The sequence below is a fragment of the Microbulbifer sediminum genome (assembly GCF_021729035.1).
Lineage (GTDB): Bacteria > Pseudomonadota > Gammaproteobacteria > Pseudomonadales > Cellvibrionaceae > Microbulbifer > Microbulbifer sediminum.
In genome coordinates, this window is sequence record NZ_JAJSAP010000001.1 from 131,946 (window position 1) to 150,271 (window position 18,326).

Annotated in this window: 13 protein-coding genes; 4 read left to right on the top strand and 9 right to left on the bottom strand. The window is 62.0% G+C overall.

The window, feature by feature from the left end:
• Window positions 1–38 precede the first annotated feature (38 nt).
• A complete protein-coding gene (gene pgi / locus LVD11_RS00565; RefSeq protein ID WP_237054890.1) occupies window positions 39–1,661 on the top strand; it encodes a glucose-6-phosphate isomerase in 1,623 nt (540 codons plus the stop codon).
• 39 nt (window positions 1,662–1,700) lie between these two features.
• Here pgi and LVD11_RS00570 read toward each other — a convergent pair whose 3' ends face one another.
• From LVD11_RS00570 to sbcB, 5 genes are all read right to left on the bottom strand, one after another.
• Window positions 1,701–2,327 (bottom strand): MarC family protein, encoded by a 627-nt coding sequence (locus LVD11_RS00570; protein WP_237054892.1) that lies wholly within the window; start codon window positions 2,325–2,327, stop codon window positions 1,701–1,703.
• 80 nt (window positions 2,328–2,407) lie between these two features.
• Entirely contained in the window at window positions 2,408–3,181 is a 774-nt protein-coding gene (locus LVD11_RS00575; protein ID WP_237054894.1) for a slipin family protein, read from the bottom strand.
• Window positions 3,182–3,212: 31 nt separating this feature from the next.
• On the bottom strand, window positions 3,213–4,667 hold the full coding sequence (locus LVD11_RS00580; RefSeq protein ID WP_237054896.1) for an NfeD family protein: 1,455 nt from the start codon (window positions 4,665–4,667) through the stop codon (window positions 3,213–3,215).
• Window positions 4,668–4,894: 227 nt separating this feature from the next.
• Complete coding sequence (locus LVD11_RS00585) at window positions 4,895–5,911, bottom strand: aspartate carbamoyltransferase (RefSeq protein ID WP_237054898.1); 1,017 nt, start codon at window positions 5,909–5,911, stop codon at window positions 4,895–4,897.
• Between the two features lie 141 nt (window positions 5,912–6,052).
• The gene (gene sbcB / locus LVD11_RS00590) at window positions 6,053–7,480 is read right to left on the bottom strand and encodes an exodeoxyribonuclease I (protein ID WP_237054899.1); all 1,428 of its coding nucleotides are present in this window, start codon (window positions 7,478–7,480) and stop codon (window positions 6,053–6,055) included.
• 180 nt (window positions 7,481–7,660) lie between these two features.
• Here sbcB and argS point away from each other — a divergent pair, with 180 nt between their 5' ends.
• Together argS and LVD11_RS00600 are read left to right on the top strand one after the other, a co-directional pair.
• Window positions 7,661–9,397: an arginine--tRNA ligase gene (argS, locus tag LVD11_RS00595; RefSeq protein ID WP_237054901.1), complete on the top strand. Its 1,737-nt coding sequence runs from the start codon at window positions 7,661–7,663 to the stop codon at window positions 9,395–9,397.
• Window positions 9,398–9,499: 102 nt separating this feature from the next.
• Window positions 9,500–10,399, top strand: coding sequence for a dTDP-4-dehydrorhamnose reductase family protein (locus tag LVD11_RS00600; protein WP_237054903.1), 900 nt, complete (start codon window positions 9,500–9,502; stop codon window positions 10,397–10,399).
• 48 nt (window positions 10,400–10,447) lie between these two features.
• Here LVD11_RS00600 and LVD11_RS00605 read toward each other — a convergent pair whose 3' ends face one another.
• Complete coding sequence (locus LVD11_RS00605) at window positions 10,448–10,762, bottom strand: hypothetical protein (protein WP_237054905.1); 315 nt, start codon at window positions 10,760–10,762, stop codon at window positions 10,448–10,450.
• Between the two features lie 233 nt (window positions 10,763–10,995).
• Window positions 10,996–12,717, bottom strand: a complete 1,722-nt coding sequence (locus tag LVD11_RS00610; RefSeq protein WP_237054907.1) for a diguanylate cyclase domain-containing protein — start codon at window positions 12,715–12,717, stop codon at window positions 10,996–10,998.
• A gap of 536 nt (window positions 12,718–13,253) precedes the next feature.
• Between LVD11_RS00610 and gcvP the strand changes: the two genes are divergently transcribed.
• Window positions 13,254–16,145 (top strand): aminomethyl-transferring glycine dehydrogenase, encoded by a 2,892-nt coding sequence (gcvP, locus tag LVD11_RS00615; RefSeq protein WP_237054909.1) that lies wholly within the window; start codon window positions 13,254–13,256, stop codon window positions 16,143–16,145.
• Between the two features lie 148 nt (window positions 16,146–16,293).
• On the opposite strand, the gene LVD11_RS00620 is transcribed toward gcvP, so the two are convergent.
• Window positions 16,294–17,028 (bottom strand): hypothetical protein, encoded by a 735-nt coding sequence (locus LVD11_RS00620; RefSeq protein WP_237054911.1) that lies wholly within the window; start codon window positions 17,026–17,028, stop codon window positions 16,294–16,296.
• A gap of 634 nt (window positions 17,029–17,662) precedes the next feature.
• Window positions 17,663–18,304 (bottom strand): DUF1294 domain-containing protein, encoded by a 642-nt coding sequence (locus LVD11_RS00625; RefSeq protein WP_237054913.1) that lies wholly within the window; start codon window positions 18,302–18,304, stop codon window positions 17,663–17,665.
• Window positions 18,305–18,326 lie beyond the last annotated feature (22 nt).

Here is an 18,326-nt window from a genome sequence, read left to right on the forward strand (position 1 = left end):
GGGGAAACAGCAATAAAGTCCAGTAATCCGGGGATAACATGACAGCCGAAACCGTGACGGCCAGCCGCTCCGCCGCCATCGACCAGTTGCAATCTCACCAGCGTGAACAGAAATGGTCATTGCGGAGACTGTTTGAAACCAATCCCGGGCGAGCCGAACAACTCAGTTGCAGCGCCGCGGGGGTTTACCTGGATTACAGCAAGAACCACCTGCAGGACCAGACCTTGCGACAACTGCTGGAGTACGCCGAGCTGTGCGGGCTCGAGAAACAAATCAAGGCGCTGCTGTCGGGCGCCAACATTAACAATACCGAGCATCGCCCCGCGCTGCATACCGCCTTGCGTTTCCAGGGAGCCCCCTCCAACGAACATGAACGGGCAGTGGCCGATTGCCGCGAACAGATGCGAAGCTTTACCCGACGCGTGCACAGCGGAGCCTGGACAGGCTTCAGTGGCCAGCCTATCCGTCACGTGGTCAATATCGGTATCGGCGGCTCCGACCTGGGCCCGCGCATGGTGGTCGAGGCCCTGCGCCCGTGGCAGAGGGAAAGCCTCAAGGTGCATTTTGTCGCCAATATCGATGGTGCCGACCTGAGCGATACACTCGCCAGCCTGCCGGCGGAAAACACCCTGTTCATCGTTGCATCGAAGTCCTTTTCCACCCTGGAAACCCGGGAGAATGCCCTGGCGGCCCGCCAGTGGGTGTTGGATGCCGGCTGCGACGAGCAGCAGCTGGCACAGCATTTTGTCGCCGTGAGTAGCAATATCGTCGCAGCCCAGGACTTCGGCATTGCGGCGGAGAACATCTTTCCCATGTGGAACTGGGTCGGCGGCCGCTACTCGCTCTGGTCGGCCATCGGGCTGCCCATTGCACTGGCCTGTGGCTACGAAACCTATGAGGCCCTGCTGGACGGCGGGCACGCGATGGACCGACACTTTGCCACTGCCCCCCTGTCGGACAACCTGCCGGTACTGATGGCGCTGATTCAGTTCTGGTACCGGCAGTGCTGGGGTACCGGTAGTCAGGTGGTCCTGCCCTATGCACAACGACTGGCCAAGTTCCCCGCCTGGCTGCAACAGCTGGATATGGAAAGCCTGGGCAAGCGGGTAGACCGGGACGGGCATCCCCTGCACTATCCCAGCGGCAGCGTGATCTGGGGCACCGAGGGCAGTAATGGCCAGCATTCCTTCCACCAGCTACTGCACCAGGGTACCGATATCATCCCGGCGGACTTCATCGCCATCCGGGAGCCGACATCCGGCCTGGTGGAGCAGCACCGCTGGCTGCTTTCCTGCTGTATCAGCCAGAGCCAGGCACTGCTCCGGGGTAAGAGCCTGCACGAGGCCCGACAGGAACTGGAGGACCAGGGCTACACCCATCGCGAGGCACATGCCCTGGCACCGCACAAGGTGATTCCCGGCAATCGCCCCAGCAATACCCTGGTGGTGGAAAAGCTCGACCCATATCACCTGGGCGCCCTGCTGGCACTCTACGAGCACAAGGTCTTTGTCGGCGGCTGCCTGCTGGGGATCAACCCGTTCGACCAGTGGGGAGTGGAACTTGGTAAGCTGCTCGGCAATGCAGTGCACGAGGCGGCAGGGGGCGGTTCAACCGAGGGCTGGGATGGATCCAGCAAAAAGCTACTGGAACTGCTGTTCTAGGGGACCTCGCTGCAGGTCCACAGCCCTTGCGGTGGTGGTTCAGGCCATCAGCTCCCACCATCGCTCGACCCCCTTGAGAATCATATCCACACCAAATGAACCGGTGAACAGGGCAGTCGCCCTGCCCGCCACCTCGATATACTTGCGCACGTACCGCTCGTGGCGCGTCTGCACCCAGTCGTAAAGCATTTTCAACAGGATTAGGGCTGCCAGCGCCACGGCCAGGGCAAGGGTTATCGCCACCGTCCCACCCGCGGCACCCAGGCGGCTGCCCGCCAGCACAGCAGCACTGATGGTACCGGGACCGACGACAAACGGCATGGCAATGGCCCCTGCGACTTCATGCGAGTGCAGGTTGATACTCTGCATCGGGCTTCCCACTCCCAGGGTCAGCCGTATTCCCACAATCAGGAAAATAATACCGCCAAAAATCATAAAGGCGAGAAAGCGGACCTGCAGTACCCGGTCAAATATTTTTTCGCCAAACCAGGCAAACGCCAGGAAGACTGCCAGGCTGATCAGGAATGCCCGCAACAGCAGACTGGAGAACATCCTCAGGTCCAGCCCGCGGATCAGGTCGAGCAGGTAAACACTGAGGACAAATGGATTCAGCAGTACCAGCAGCAGCAGGAAAGTATTACTGAACTGTAGGAAATCCAGATCCACCCGGTTACCTCCGCCGTACCCTGTTATGCCTGCGGCCCTCAGCAGCGCCGAATTGAGCTGCTGCTGTCAGGCCGGCCGGGCTATGATTCCGCCTTCTGCTGCCCCGTCATCATGTTTTTCATCAGCGGCTGGATCAGGTCCATCGGCAATGGGAAAACGATGGTGGAATTATGTTCACCGGCAATATCGATGAGGGTCTGCATATAACGCAGGGTAATCGCGTTGGGATTGCGTGACAGCTGGTCCGCTGCCTCGGTCAGCTTCTGGGCCGCCTGGGCCTCACCCTCGGCGTGGATAACCTTGGCCCGGCGCGAGCGCTCGGCTTCCGCCTGACGGGCAATAGCACGAATCATGCTCTCATCCAGGTCGATATGCTTGATCTCTACATTGGTCACCTTGACGCCCCAGGCGTCGGTCTGCTCGTCAAGGATCTTCTGGATATCCACATTGAGCTTGTCCCGTTCCGACAGCATCTCATCGAGCTCGTGCTTGCCGAGAACAGAGCGCAGCGTGGTCTGGGAGAGCTGGCTGACCGCCTCGTGGTAATTTTCCACATTGATGATTGCGGACTGGGGATCGATCACGCGGTAGTAAACCACTGCGTTCACCTTGACCGACACGTTGTCGCGGCTGATTACATCCTGGGTCGGGACATCCATCACCACCGTACGCAGGTCGACCCGCTCCATGGTCTGGATCACCGGAATGATGATGATCAGGCCCGGTCCCTTGACCGCCTGGAAACGGCCGAGAAAAAACACCACGGCGCGCTCGTACTCGCGGAGGATGCGGATGGCATACATCAGGATCAATACCACCGCGGCAATCAGCAACCCCATGAAATAACTGACCATTCTGGACTCCTGTCTCTATCGCGTTGTTATGCTATTCCGGCCGGACCCGCAGCCGCAGACCGTGCTGCTCGGTAATGACCACACGCTGGCCAGCGATCACGGTTGTGTCACTCTCCGCCTGCCAGATCTCACCACCCACATGCACCAGGATGTCATTCCCCTGCACCTCGGCCACGGTGGCCTCACGCCCCACCAGCGCCTCGTCGCTGGCAACCCGGGGTTTGCGCAGGCTGCGCCCCACCGCCATCAGCAAACCGAGCAGCATGAGGCCGCTCACCCCGGCGATTGCCCCGATCAGTTTGCGTGACACCTGCATCCCCGGGACATCTGTATCGATCAACATGACGGAGCCAATCACCAGAGCGATGACACCGCCGATACCCAGGGCCCCGAAACTTGGCATAAAGAACTCTGCCACGATCAACAGCGCCCCCAGGATGATAAGCGCCAGGCCGGCATAATTGATCGGCAGCACCTGCAGGGCGTAAAACGCGAGCAGGAGGCAGATCAACCCGACAATCCCCGGCACCAGGGCACCGGGGTTGTAGCCCTCGAAAATCAGCCCGTAAATCCCCACCAGCAGCAGTATGTAGGCCACCTGCGGATTGGTGATAAGGGCGAGCAACTTATTACGCCAGTCGGGCTCGTAAGCCTCTACACGGACATTTTCGATATTCTCGTCAATGGTGACCTCGCCCGCCTCCAGCTTGACCTTGCGTCCGCCCAGCTGCCGCAAAAGGTCTTGCGTATCTGTCGCCACGATATCCACCACATTCTGTTCCAGGGCCTCGCCAGCAGTGAGGGTTGCGGCCTCGCGCACCGCCTTCTCGGCCCAGTCGGCATTGCGGCCATGGCGGTTGGCCAATCCACGGATATAGGCCACCGAGTCATTGATGACCTTGCGCTCCATGGCGCTACCGGGCTTCGGCGCTTCCCCTTCCTTTTTCTCCGCCCCCGGATCCTGCTTCCCGGTATCGTCACTGTCACCACTGGAGGCCCCGTCACTCCCCTGTGGTTGCTGGCCCGGCTGCGGTTGCCCGGGCGCCCCCCCCATCTGTACCGGCGTCGCCGCCCCCAGGGTGGTGGCCGGCGTCATGGCGGCGATATGGCTGGCGTAGAGGATGTAGGTGCCGGCGCTGGCGGCTCGCGCACCGGAGGGGTGAACATAGGTCGCCACGGGTATCGGGGATGCGAGGATTGACTTGATGATGTCCCGCGTGGCGGCATCGAGGCCGCCAGGGGTATCCATGCGAATCAGGAAAAGCTGGGCACCGTTTTCCAGCGCCTCATCCATGGCGCGGGTGAGGTAGTCAGTGGTAGCGGGACCAATGGCGCCATCGATGGCAAAGCGGGCCACATGGGGCCCCTTAACAAACTCCTCCACCTCTTGCTGGCCTGCAGCCAGGGGCGTGGATAAGGCAAAAAACAACAGTAACAGCGCCCGCAGGGGCACTCCGGACAAACCTCCTGATAACCGCTTCAGCATGGCATCGATCCTGGATGCGAGAGTTGTTATACCTGCAGGTTAACAGAAATATCGGCCCGCCGTCGCCCGCCATGTCCGCCCTGCCGTTCAGCCGGGGGAACGGGGAAGCACTGCGTCCGGCGGCACCGGTAACGGTCCAGGGAAGTGAAAATCGCGTGTGCGGGGAATACACCGTCGGCAACCGGCGGGCGTCATGTAACGCCTGCCGGGTACCGGGTAGCACGCAGTCAGATGGGGCTGCGGCGGCTGTGCCAGCGTACCGGGCGGGAGTACTTGTCCACATCCCCCTCAACACCCAGCAGCATGGCAAACAGGGCCATGCGCACCAGCAGGCCGTTGTCGGTCTGGCGGAAAATTGCCAGGCTGGGGTGTTCGTTGAGATCCGTATCCAGCTCGTTGGCCTCGGCGCGGGAATCCCGCGGCAACGGGTGCATGATGACGGTGTTGGGCTCGCAGTGACGGGTAAAGATTTCCCGGTTCAGGCGGAAGCGGCCGCGGTACAGGTTCGCTTCCTCCTGGGAGGCAAAGCGCTCTTCCTGGATTCGCGTGGAGTAGACGATATCCACGTGCCCGATCGACTCCTCCAGCTGGTCAGTGACCGTCACCTGGTGGCCGGCAGCGCGCAGCTGCTCCACCACCGCCTCCGGCATGGCCAGTTCCGGCGGGGAGATAAACGTCAGCTGGACCTTGTCGAACAGGCACAGCAGTTTGCACAGGGAGTGCACCGTGCGGCCGTGCTTGAGGTCGCCGATCATGGCGATACGGAAATCGTCGAGGGTACGCCCCTTGCCCGCCAGCTCCTTGCGGATGGTGTACAGGTCCAGCAGCGCCTGGGTGGGGTGCTCATTGTCGCCATCGCCGCCGTTGACCACCGGCACCCGGCTGGCAGCGGCGAACTCTGCCACCGACCCGGCCTGCGGGTGACGCATGCAGATGATATCGCTATAGCCGGACAGAACCCGCGCCGTGTCGTACAGGGATTCGCCCTTGGCCATGGCACTGGCGGTGATTCCCACCGTTTCCCGTACCATCCCCCCCAGCAGGTTAAAGGCCGCGCCGAAGCTGAGGCGGGTGCGGGTGCTAGGCTCCAGGAACATATTGCCGAGGATGGCCCCTTCCAGTACGCGGGTAACCTTCTCCCGCCGCGCAAAGGGGCCCATGCTGTCAGCCACGGTGAAAATGCGGTCGATATCCGCCCGCTCGAACTGGCTCACAGAGAGGATATTGGCTCCGATAAAGTCCATTGTTACTCCAATTGCTGCGCCTCTTGGGCGCGAGTCTTTACCGGGGGCGTATTCTAGCCGCGCGGCGCGCCCGAGAATAGCCGCCGGGGGTAATAGCGGGTATTAAACCACCTGCCCGCGGGCGGGACCGGTTGCGGTCCGTCAGGTCAGCAGGCCATCCCCCCACGCCTCCAGCTGGTCGAGCAGCCCGGCACGATCCGGGAACTGCTGGCGCAACGCGGCGATCTCCTCAAAATATGCTTCCAGAGTGATGCTGGCGCCTGCATCCGGGTCAGTCAGCCTGCGGTAACGCCATTCCTCCCAGCGCTGCTGCTCGTCGGCGGACAGCGTTTCGGGGAAATTCCTTGCCCGCAGCCGGAAAAGCAGCTCTGGCATGCGGCCATCGGCAAACGGTACCTGGCCGGCGAGGGCCTCGGGCCCACGCTCCGCGAGAGCCCGGTGAAGCTCCCGGCAGAGGTCGCGGTCACCATCGTCGAGGAAACCGTCGTAGAGGCTCGCCTCCACATCGCGGCGCGGGAATTCGCTGTCCAGGTATACCCGGTGGAGCTTGTCCGCCAGGTCGGCGTCCTTTAACCGGTGCCAGTTGGCCTCACAGGCCGCCTTGTCCAGGCCCAGCTCGGCAGCGCGACGGTCGTCGAGCATATTGGGGGGCGCCAGGACCGGGCAGCGGTTGAGGTGTACCAGCTTGAGGCCTGCCGGCAACTCTCCCTCGCCCAGGCTGTCACGCCCCGTGTACAGGCGCTCGCGGAGGGCATCTGCGTCCAGTTCCAGAATCGGCCCGGGGTCCATGGCCAGGTTCGCGACAATAATGGCGTTGCGATTGACCGGGTGGCTCGCCAGCGGCAGTACATAGGTAATGTGGCCCTGGCTGGCAGGGACCTTCCCGGACACGTGCAGCAGCGGCTTGCGCGACCGCAGGTCGACCAGCTTTGCCGCCTCCTGCTTGCGGCGCAGGCGGAATACATAATCGTACAGCCGGGGCTGGCGCTCGCGCACCAGGCGCGCCATGTCGATGGTGGCGCGCACATCCGACAGGGCGTCGTGGGCGCCCTCGTGGGCAATGCCATTGGCGGCAGTCAGTTCCTCCAGCCGGAAGGACGGCGCCCCGTCTTCGCGCCGGGGCCACTCGATCCCCTCCGGACGCAGGGCATAGGCAAGTCGCACCATATCGATGATATCCCAGCGGCTGTTGCCACTGCGCCATTCGCGTTCATAGGGATCCAGCAGGTTGCGATAGAGGGTGTGGCGCGTGACTTCGTCGTCGAAGCGCAGGCTGTTGTATCCCACGCCACATGTGCCCGGCGCGCCCAGTTCCGCCAGGATCCGCCGGATAAAGTCGATTTCCGGCACACCTTCCGCCAGCGCCCGCTGCGGACTGATTCCCGTCACCAGGCTCGCCATGGGTTGGGGCAGGCAGTCACTGGCGGGCCGGCAATAGAGCATCAGCGGCTCACCGACGACATTCAGTTCCTCGTCGGTACGGATTCCCGCAAACTGTGATGGCTTGTCTGCGCCGGGATCGGTACCCCAGGTCTCGTAGTCATGCCAGTAGAGTGTGTTCTTGCTCACCAGTCCCCCCTTGCTCTCGCCATATCATACCATCAGCCGCATGGGCGCCGGCACCGTGGCCGGAACCGCTACCATTAGGGCAGCGCCGCCAGGACGGCGACGGGGTCCAGTTGCAAAGCCGGCCCCGCCCATTAAAATCGCGCGTTTCCCTACAATACACAGCAGAAGTCCAATCGCCCTATGAATATTCGCCAGCTCCTCTCCGATAAAGTCCAGGCCGCCATGCTGGCCGCCGGCATTCCCGCCGAATGCGGCCCGGTGGTGGCGCAGGCCAAGAAAGCCGGATTCGGCGACTACCAGGCCAATGGCGCCATGGCCGCTGCCAAGCGCATGGGCACCAATCCGCGGGAGCTGGCCAGCCAGATTGTCGAACAGCTGGACCGCGGCGACATGATCGCCAGGGCCGAAGTGGCCGGCCCCGGCTTTATCAACCTGCACCTGAGTGAAAAGTGGCTGGCCGACAACCTGGCCACAGCCGGTAGTGACCCTCGATTGAATATCGCGCCGGTGGAGAAGCCTCAGAACGTGGTGATCGACTACTCCCACCCCAACCTGGCGAAAGAAATGCACGTCGGTCACCTGCGGTCCACAATCATCGGCGATGCCCTCGCTCGACTGCTGGAATTCCAGGGCCACAGGGTTATCCGCCAGAATCACATGGGAGACTGGGGCACCCAGTTCGGCATGCTGCTGGCACACCTGGCCGACAAGCTGGAAAACAATGATGCCGAGGTCGCGCTGGCAGACCTGGAAACCTTTTACCGCGAGGCCAAGGTACGCTTTGACGAGGAAGAGGGCTTTGACGACCGCGCGCGCGAGTATGTGGTGCGCCTGCAGGGTGGCGACGCGGACTGCCTGAAGCTGTGGCAACAGTTCATCGATATTTCCATCAGCCACAGCGAGGAAATCTATGACAAGCTGAATGTCACCCTCAAGCGCAGCGACGTTTACGGCGAGAGCCAGTACAACGAGGACCTGCCGGTACTGGTCCAGGAGCTGCTGGACCGGGGCATTGCCGTGAAAGACCAGGGTGCGGTTGTGGTCTTCCTGCAGGAGATGGCCGACAAGGAAGGCAACCCCAGCCCCATGATCATCCAGAAAAAGGGTGGCGGTTACCTCTACTCCACCACCGACCTGGCTGCGATTCGCTACCGCGCCGGCAAACTGGCGGCCGACCGTATCCTGTACGTGGTGGACGCACGCCAGTCCCTGCACCTGCAGCAGGCTTTCACCGCTGCACGCAAGGCCGGGTTCGTGGATGACTCCGTGACACTGGAGCACTGTGCGTTCGGCACCATGATGGGTGACGACGGCAAGCCGTTTAAAACCCGTACCGGCGGTACGGTAAAACTCGCGGCACTGCTGGATGAGGCAGTGGAGCGTGCGCAAAAGCTGGTGGCGGACAAGAACCCGGAACTGGCCCCGCAGGAATGCGCCGAGATAGGCCGCGCTGTCGGCATCGGAGCGGTCAAGTACGCCGACCTGAGCAAGACGCGGACCAACGACTATGTCTTCAACTGGGATGCCATGCTCAGCTTCGAGGGGAACACCGCGCCCTACCTGCAATACGCCTATACCCGTGTACGCAGTATTTTCCGTCGCGCCGGGGTCGAGCCGGGGTCACTCACCGGGGATATCCTCCTGGAGACCCCAGAAGAGCGCGCGCTGGCAGTCAAGCTGAACCAGTTCGGCGAGATACTTGACCAGGTGGCCCGGGACACCTTCCCACACGTGCTGTGCGGATACCTCTACGACCTGGCCAGCGCCTACATGGCCTTTTACGAGGCCTGCCCGGTGCTGAAGGATGGGGTACCCGAGGCGCAGCGCAACAGCCGCCTGCAGCTGTGCCACCTGGTTGCCCGCACCATCGCCCGCGGCCTGGACCTTCTGGGTATCGAGGTCCTGGAAAAGATGTAGTGCTTCACGGGCGGGGCCCCGCTCCCGCCCGGATCGCTTCGCACTCCTTGCCAGACCCGCACTCTGTGCGGACTTAAAGCATCTCGCGACAGGTCCAACTGCATGAAAATTCTTGTGACCGGCGCCACCGGCCTGCTGGGCCGGAGCGTATACCGGCAACTGGCAGGCAACCGGGACTGGGAGGTGACGGGTACAGCCCACAGCCGCCGCGGTCCGGGGTTGCTGTCCCTGGACCTCGCCTGCCCATCGCAGGTGCTCGCTGTGCTGGAGGACCTCCGTCCGGATGTAGTGATCCACTGTGCGGCCGAGCGCTGGCCGGACCGCTGTGCAAGACAGCCCGACACTGCCTGGGCCCTGAACGTGGATGCCACTGCACACTTGGCACGTTCGTGCAGCCACCTCGGTACGCAGCTGGTGTATATCTCCACCGACTATGTGTTCGATGGTACTGCCCCGCCCTATCGCGTCGACGACCCACCGGCCCCGATCAATTTCTATGGCCGCAGCAAGCGCGCCGGCGAAGAGGCAGTACTCGCGCATCGCGGGCACTGGATACTGCGACTGCCGCTGTTATTCGGGCCGGTAGAACAAACGCGGGAATCGGGGGTGACGGCACTGCTGGACACTATCGTCGAGCGCACACCAATAGCCCTTGATGACTGGGCCACGCGCTACCCGACCAGTGTGGAAGAGGTCGCCACCGTGCTGGAGCGGTGCCTGCTGCACGGGCACGGACTGCACTCATTCTCGGGCATTTACCACTGGAGTGGGGATACCGCCTGTACCCGCTTCGAGCTGGCGATGATGATCGCGGATATCCTGCAACTGGATGGGAGCCACATCAGTGCCGAGAGCACCCCGCGGTTCGCGGAGCCGCGCCCGCAAAACTGCCAGCTGGACAAGTCTCGCCTGCTGGAACTGGGCATTCGCGGTGACGCCCCCCTGTCACAGCAACTGGATCGTACACTGCGACCGCTACTGCACAGCGCCGGGAAAAATTAGCCCCGGAACCCCATATGTGTCGCTGGACAAAATACTGGAGAGGATCTGTCAGAACAGTTGCGCCGGAGTCCTGAAGTCAGGCGCCGGCAGGGGCTGGGGATCAGGATCCGGCTGGAGGACAACCGGGTAGGCTGGTGCAGCGGCTTCACTGTCGAGTGCCTGGCGCAGCAATTCCTGCGCATTGGCCAGCTGGCCGTCCTGCATGATCCAGAGTTCCGAGTACCAGGCTACCGGCCCGGACTCCTCCTGCGGGACATCCACCGCTGCCTGCTGGGTAAGGGCCCGGATACCGGATTTCTCCAGTAGGGTGTAGAGGTGATTCACCAGCAGCTGGTCGCTGGCGAGATAAATCCTGCATGCCATTGTTCACGTTCCGTCGATATTCTCGCTGCCCACCGGTCACTGGCAGGGCGTCATATTTATGTTTGGGCCATCCCCGCGGAGCAGGAATTCACTGTGCGCTTACATAAAACATAGACGAAGAGGGAATATGGCGCGACGGGCGTTAGGGGAGAATGGTGCCAACTGGCGCCGGAAAACACTCCCGGGCAGCACGGTGGCCACGGGCAGCCCGGATTAGCAGGGCAGTATGCTATTCAGGCCTTATTATCATTGCCGGCAATCGCTGTCGCCACCCGTCCGCGCCGACGCCCGGTAGACAGGTGCTCAATACACGCGAGTTCCTCGGAATAAAGCTGGTAATTGTTCTTGCCACGGTACTTTGCATGGTACATGGCCACATCCGCCCGCTGCAGGATGGCCTCGAGCGTCTGCCCATGCTCGGGAATGGCAACGATACCGATACTGAGCGTCACCCGCAGCACCTGGTCGCCAATCTTTACCGGCTGCGCCACCACTCCCAGCAACTTCTCGGCCAGCACCCGACAGGCATCATCACCCTCTGCAGACGGCACGAACACACAGAATTCATCACCTCCCAGGCGGGCCACCATGTCGCCCTGGCGCACATTACTCACCAGTCGCTGGGCCAGGACTCGCAGCAGGTCGTCACCACGCTGGTGCCCCAGTGAATCGTTGACTCGCTTGAAGTCGTCCAGGTCAATAAAGAAAACATAACCGGTGGATTCCAGGTGCGAATCGCTGTGCAGGTACTGCTCCAGCCTGTCGACGATGGCATGGCGATTGGCGAGGCCGGTAAGCGTATCGTGCATGGCGATATGCTCCAGTTCGGCAGTATTCTGCGCCACAATTTCCTTCATGACTTCCAGCTGGTCGCATACCGCAAGCCCGGTGTAATCCAGCACATCAATTTCATCGAAATGGGACCGCGGCTTGCGCACCGGGCGGATCAGCTGTCGCGCCTGTTCGAAATTGCCGTCGCTGAGCAATGGCAGCGCCTCGGCCAGGCGCCGCAGCCGGAAAATCGGTCGCCATAGCATTCCCACCAGGGCGGCAATAAATGTGGCCGATCCCAGGGCTGCGAACCAGAACAGGAGTTTCAGCGAGTCTTCGATATGGCGCACCTGTGCGGTGACATCGTCAATGATGACAAACTGTGCCCCACTGGCATTGCCCTCCTGCAACGGGAAGGTCCGGACATCGTAGCTGGCGGAGCCGTAATCGTAACTGCCGGAAAACCGCAGCTCCGGCATGTGTTCCTCCTGTGCCGCCACCTCCCGCAACAGCGGCATCAGCCTCCCTCTCGAGGTCAGGGCAATGACAGATCGGCCCCATCCGCCGAGGTAGGCATCCGCCCGCCTCTCACTGTCGACCAGGGCCGAGGACAGGATGCCGATATCGGAACCGGTAATCTGGCGGAAGGCCAATAACTCATCTGCAAGGGAGCGGTCCACCTGCAATACGTAGTCCTCTGACAGGTCCCCGGCAGTGATGCCCATCACCAGGCTCTGCACGCAGGTCGCGGCACAGTAGACCGTCTCGCGGGTCTCCCCACTGACGATGACATCGCGCACCTGCTCCGGCGTCAGGCGCCGGGTGGCGGCACCCCACACCCGCGGCGGTCGCTGATCAGCGCTGTAGAGCTTGAGCGATTCCAGCCCCCAGCTATCGCGCAGGTATTCCCACTGCTGGTCAAACAGCTTGTGCAGGATATCGGAATTGGGGGCGAGTCCGCCGCGCCACAGCACGAACAGGTCGGTGAGCTGGTTGAGGTCTTCCCGGGATTGCTTCAGTAGACCGGAAATCTGGTACTGGTAGGTGAGATAACGGCTCTGGCGATTCTTTTCCAGCAGGGACTCGAGGCTGCGGTGGTCCAATAGTATAAAAAAGAGACACATGGCGATGACCAGTGCCAGGGAACACACGCCGACCTTGACCCGCAGACTGTGTAATTGCATCTCCTTCGCAACTCCCGCCTCTGCCTCAGTATTGATTATTGGGGGCCCGGTGCCCCCGCCGGTCAATCCACAACCGGTCATTTATTCTCTGTTACGGCCTTCGCTGCCGAAAACCTCCTGCAGGGAGCCGGATGCCGGCGTCCCCCACACTTCCAAGTATGATCGACGTCCCGCCCCGCCTATCCCCGGGATCCGGCCAGGGCAGTTAAAAATACCGCCAATCCAGGCAATTCTGGATTTAAATCACAAAATCCTGCGCAAAATAGCACGGACAGCGCTGCGGATCCGCAGATTGCCGGGCAGGCCGGCGATTGCTAAGATGCGCGCGGCTCACGAGGCCCACAAGCGCCCAGAGCAGCAGGCTGCCACTCCCCGTGGCACCGCGGCCATCCGCCGCGCAGCGATCCCGCGCCGTACCCACAACAGGGGTGCGCAATTGGCGCACGGGCCGCTCTGCTATTTTTTAAACCGGTGCCAGACCCCGCCGGCGGGCGCTATTCCAGCGACCTATCCCTGCGATACAGGAAACGACGTTTATGACCCAGCCATCTCTGCTGCAGTTGGAACAACACGACGCCTTCATTCACCGCCATATCGGCCCCGACGAGGCGCAGATCAAAGAGATGCTGGAAACGCTCGGCGTGGCCAGCCTGGATGAACTGATCGAGAAAACGGTCCCGGCCTCAATTCGCAAACAGGACGAACTGGCCCTGGACGATGCGGTCAACGAGGAAGAGGCGCTGGCTGAGCTGCGCGCGCTGGCCCAGCGGAATAAAATTTACCGCACTTTCATCGGCATGGGCTACCACGACACGATTACACCCAATGTCATCCTGCGCAATGTGCTGGAGAACCCGGGCTGGTACACCGCCTACACCCCCTACCAGCCAGAGATCGCCCAGGGCCGGCTGGAAGGCCTGCTGAACTTCCAGCAGATGATCATGGACCTCACCGGTATGGAACTGGCCAACGCCTCCATGCTGGATGAGGGCACCGCTGCCGCCGAGGCCATGGCCATGTGCAAGCGCCAGGCCAAGCGCAACAAGTCCAATGTTTTCTTCGTGGACGCAGACTGCCACCCGCAGACCATCGCGGTGGTAAAGACCCGCGCCGAACACTTCGGTTTCGAGGTCGTGGTGGGTAATCCCGAACAGGACCTGCCGCCCGAGCTTTTCGGTGCTCTGCTCCAGTACCCGGGCTCCACCGGCGTGGTCCGCGACCTGACAGATATTATTTCCAGGGTACACGAGGCCAACGGCCTGGTAACCGTTGCCGCCGACCTGATGAGTCTGGTGGCCCTCAGGGCCCCGGGCGAGATGGGTGCCGACGTAGTGGTGGGCTGCAACCAGCGCTTCGGTATTCCCATGGGCTACGGCGGCCCGCACGCGGGTTTCTTCGCCTTCCGTGAGGCCTACAAGCGCTCCGCGCCCGGCCGCATCATTGGCGTCTCCGTCGACAGCAAGGGCAAGCGCGCCCTGCGCATGGCCATGCAGACCCGCGAACAGCATATCCGTCGCGAGAAAGCGAACTCGAATATCTGTACCTCCCAGGTACTGCTGGCAGTGATGAGCGCCTTCTACGCCGTCTATCACGGCCCCGACGGCCTGAGGACCATTGCCGCTCGTATCCAGCGCCTGGCGGACATCCTCGCCACAGGCCTGAAAAAACAGGGCTTCAACCTGACCCATGAGAGCTGGTTCGACACCCTCACCGTGACTGTTGGCGACCAGCGTGATGCCATTTACCAGCGAGCACTGGATGCGGACATCAACCTGCGCAAGGTCGGCCAGGACGCTCTGGGGATCAGCCTGCACGAGACCGCCAGCCTTACCGATGTGTCCGACATCCTGCAGGCCTTCACCGGTGGCGAGCACGGCCTGGACCTGCACGAACTCGACAATGAGATCGCCGCCAAGGGCCCCCTGGGTATTCCCGCAGCCCTGGTTCGCGATAGCGAGTTCCTGACCCACCCGGTCTTCAATACCTACCACTCCGAAACGGAGATGCTGCGTTACCTGAAGATGCTGGAGTCCAAGGACATCGCCCTGAACCACTCCATGATTCCCCTCGGCTCCTGCACCATGAAGCTGAACGCTACCGCGGAGATGATCCCGGTGACCTGGCCGGAGTTCGGCAAGCTCCACCCGTTTGCCCCCGCCGACCAGGCCCGGGGCTACGCCGAGATGTTCCGTCAGCTGCAGCAGATGCTCGCCGCCTGTACCGGCTACGACGCCGTCAGCCTGCAGCCCAATGCCGGCTCCCAGGGCGAGTATGCCGGCCTGGTGGCAATCAAGAAGTATTTCGAGGCGAAGGGCGAGACCCAGCGCGACATCTGCCTGATCCCCGCCTCCGCCCATGGCACCAACCCGGCTTCTGCCATGATGGTGAGCATGAAGGTGGTGGTGGTTGCCTGCGACAGCAAGGGCAATGTGGACATGGATGACCTCAGGGCCAAGGTGGAAGAGCACGGCGACCGTATCGCCGCGCTGATGGTCACCTACCCGTCCACCCACGGCGTGTTCGAGGAGGGCATCCGCGAGGTCTGCGAGCTGATCCACAGCGCCGGCGGTCAGGTCTATATTGACGGCGCCAACATGAACGCGCTGATCGGTGTCGCCGCACCGGGCAAATTCGGCGGAGATGTGTCGCACCTGAACCTGCACAAGACGTTCTGTATTCCCCACGGTGGCGGCGGCCCCGGCATGGGCCCGATTGCCGTGGGTGAGCACCTGAAGCCTTACCTGGCGGGCCACCCGGTGAGCGAGGTACCCGAGACCGATCCGGCCAATGGCACCATTTCCGCGGCACCCTGGGGCTCCGCCAGCATCCTGCCGATCAGCTGGATGTATATCCGCATGATGGGCAAGAGCGGCATGAAGCGCGCCACCGAGGTAGCCATCCTCAATGCCAACTACGTGGCCAAGCGACTGAGCGAGCACTACTCCCTGCTGTATACCGGCACTAACGGCTTTATTGCCCACGAGTGCCTGGTAGACCTGCGGCCACTGAAGGAGTCTGCAGGCATCACCGAGGAAGATATTGCCAAGCGCCTGATGGATTTCGGTTTCCACGCGCCCACCATGTCTTTCCCGGTTGCCGGCACCCTGATGATCGAGCCCACCGAGAGTGAATCCCGTGAGGAACTGGACCGCTTTGTCACCGCCATGGCCACCATTCGCCAGGAAGTGGAAGATGTAGCCAATGGCAAGTACAGCGCGGAGGACAACCCGCTGCACAACGCCCCGCACACCCTCGAGGATGTGATGGTGGACGAGTGGGCCCACGGCTATTCCCGCGATGTGGCCGGCCGCCCGGCGGCGTGGCTGAAAGGGCACAAGGTGTGGCCGGCATCCAACCGGATCGACAATGTCTATGGCGACCGCAACCTGATCTGCTCCTGCCCGCCGGTAGAGAGTTATATGGACTGACCCCGGTAAGCAAGGGAATCGAAAATGGCGAGCTGAACAGCTCGCCATTTTTATATCCGTATCCTCACCTGTGAATCACCGGCCCACATGACCTGCGTAGCCGGTTGCATCGCCCGCTTAACCTCTGGACCGAGTCGCAAGCCCGGCGCTAGTACACCAGCGCACTCAGCTTTGCACGGAAACTGCAGGCATACGGCAGCGGATATAACCCTTCGGGCTCAAGCTCGACAAAATAATCCCGGACCTCCCTGCCATTACTGGTTCCGCCGCGCTGGTAGCGCAGGTAGCGAAACAGGTATTTTTGCTGCCCATCATACACCGCGACCGACGCGGCGGTTTCCTGCTCCCAGCGCAGCCCTCTCTCGGGGTTCTCGCCGCTCGATAGCGCCCGCAGTTCAAGCTCGCCACCGCCCTGGAAGTTGAACAGGTAGCGACGTTCGCAGTCGGTGCTCTTGAGCTCAAAATCCGTAATGGAAAACTCAACCTCCTCATACCCGGGCGCATCCCACGCGACCTGCTGCGTGTCGGCATCGACCAGGTAGAGTCCCATATTGCCCTCGGTGTAATGATGGCCGCCGACTTCCGCAGGGTAGGCGCCATTGAGGAAAAAACCGCTATTCGCAACCGCTTCAGTCACTCTGGCAACCTCCCTTTCGGAAAGCCGGTCCGGCCGGTATACCAGGATACTGCCGAGCAATGCCGCCGGGTGCCGGTTGTCGCGGGGAACGACTTCAAAACCAGCCGATTCCAGGGATTCAGTGACCCGGATCAACCTGTCTTCGCTCAGGTATTTGGTGTGCAGGTGAATCTTTGTCGGCGTACACCCGGCCAGCACCGTAATCAATGCAAGAAGTTTAGGGGCGGTGTATCTGGGAAGGCGCATGGCATCCTCCGGGTTTGTTCTTTTTTATCAGGTTGGCAACAGCACTCTACAAGCTGCCCCTTAAACCAGCTCAGCCGGTACTCACAGGTAACTCAGCCACCAGTCCCCACGTCGCGCCTTCACCTCCGCGAGCCAGCGACAGAATGGATTCAGTAGTGCGACAACCGCCGGACAGCTTGCCGGAGGGACATGGGGTTTCCCTGCGAAGAGTGCGAATGGCGGGCGAAGAAGTAGTCGGGACCGGTCTGGCCGAGACCTTCCCGGGCACACCGCGCGGGGGATGACAAGTCGCGAACGCGGTCCAGGCCCACGATGACCAGCACTGGGCCGCGGGCAAAGCCCACCGGTACCTGTCTCCCTCCCCGGGGTACCTGCCACTTCTACCGCGCGGCGGGCGGGGACAGGGTCAATAGAGGCTAATGGGGAGGCAGGGGATTGCATGGCAAGTACCCGCTCTTGTTGGTATTGGTATTGGTATTGTTATTGGCTTTCGGATACTTCCTGCTGGTCACGAGCAGCGCAGCCACGCCAGACTTACAGCTGCAAGCAAAAACGAATCGCAGCCAGAGTGCAAGCACCGGCTATCACACGCCATTACACTCATCCGGTTGCACCCAGCCGGGACGCCCCGCCTTCAGCCAGTGACAGACTCGAGTGCACGCCACACTTCCCACACTTGCGCCAACGCCGCGCTGCCGGATGGCGACAACAGCCATGCCAACGCCGCCAGATTGCCGAGCACGGTCAGCCAGAAGAGAACCCGGAATGAAACCTTGGATGTCTTGTGCCGGAACATTTCACGGGCCACGAGCGCGCCGGTCCAGCCGCCAGCGAGTGACAACAGGTGTAGGGTGTTTTCCGGTGTGCGCCAGTGGCCGTTACGAGCTGCCGACTTGTCTTTCGCGTAAAGCGCAAATGTCAGCAGGCCGAGGGCCACAAACCAGAATGGCACCAGCGGGGGAAGCTTGCCCGCAAACACCAGGGCGGACAACACGACGTAAAAAACCAGGCACAGGAGAACCGTGCGACCGGGCCGCCCGCCCGCAGTAACGGGCCGGCGGTGCCCGCGGCGGGGGCGCACCCGGACTGCACGGGGCCTGCCCCGGCTGTCGGCGGAAATCGTGAAGTCCACCGGCAGCCCCTTCTGTGGCCGGCGATGCTGCCGGCTGAAGTCGCGAATATGCAGGAACAACTGCCTGCCGCCGGCGGACGGTTCGATAAAGCCGTAACCCCGCGAGTCATCCCAGCTGACAATGGTGCCCGTACCCCTGTTCATCACCCGCACTTCCCTCCTGTGG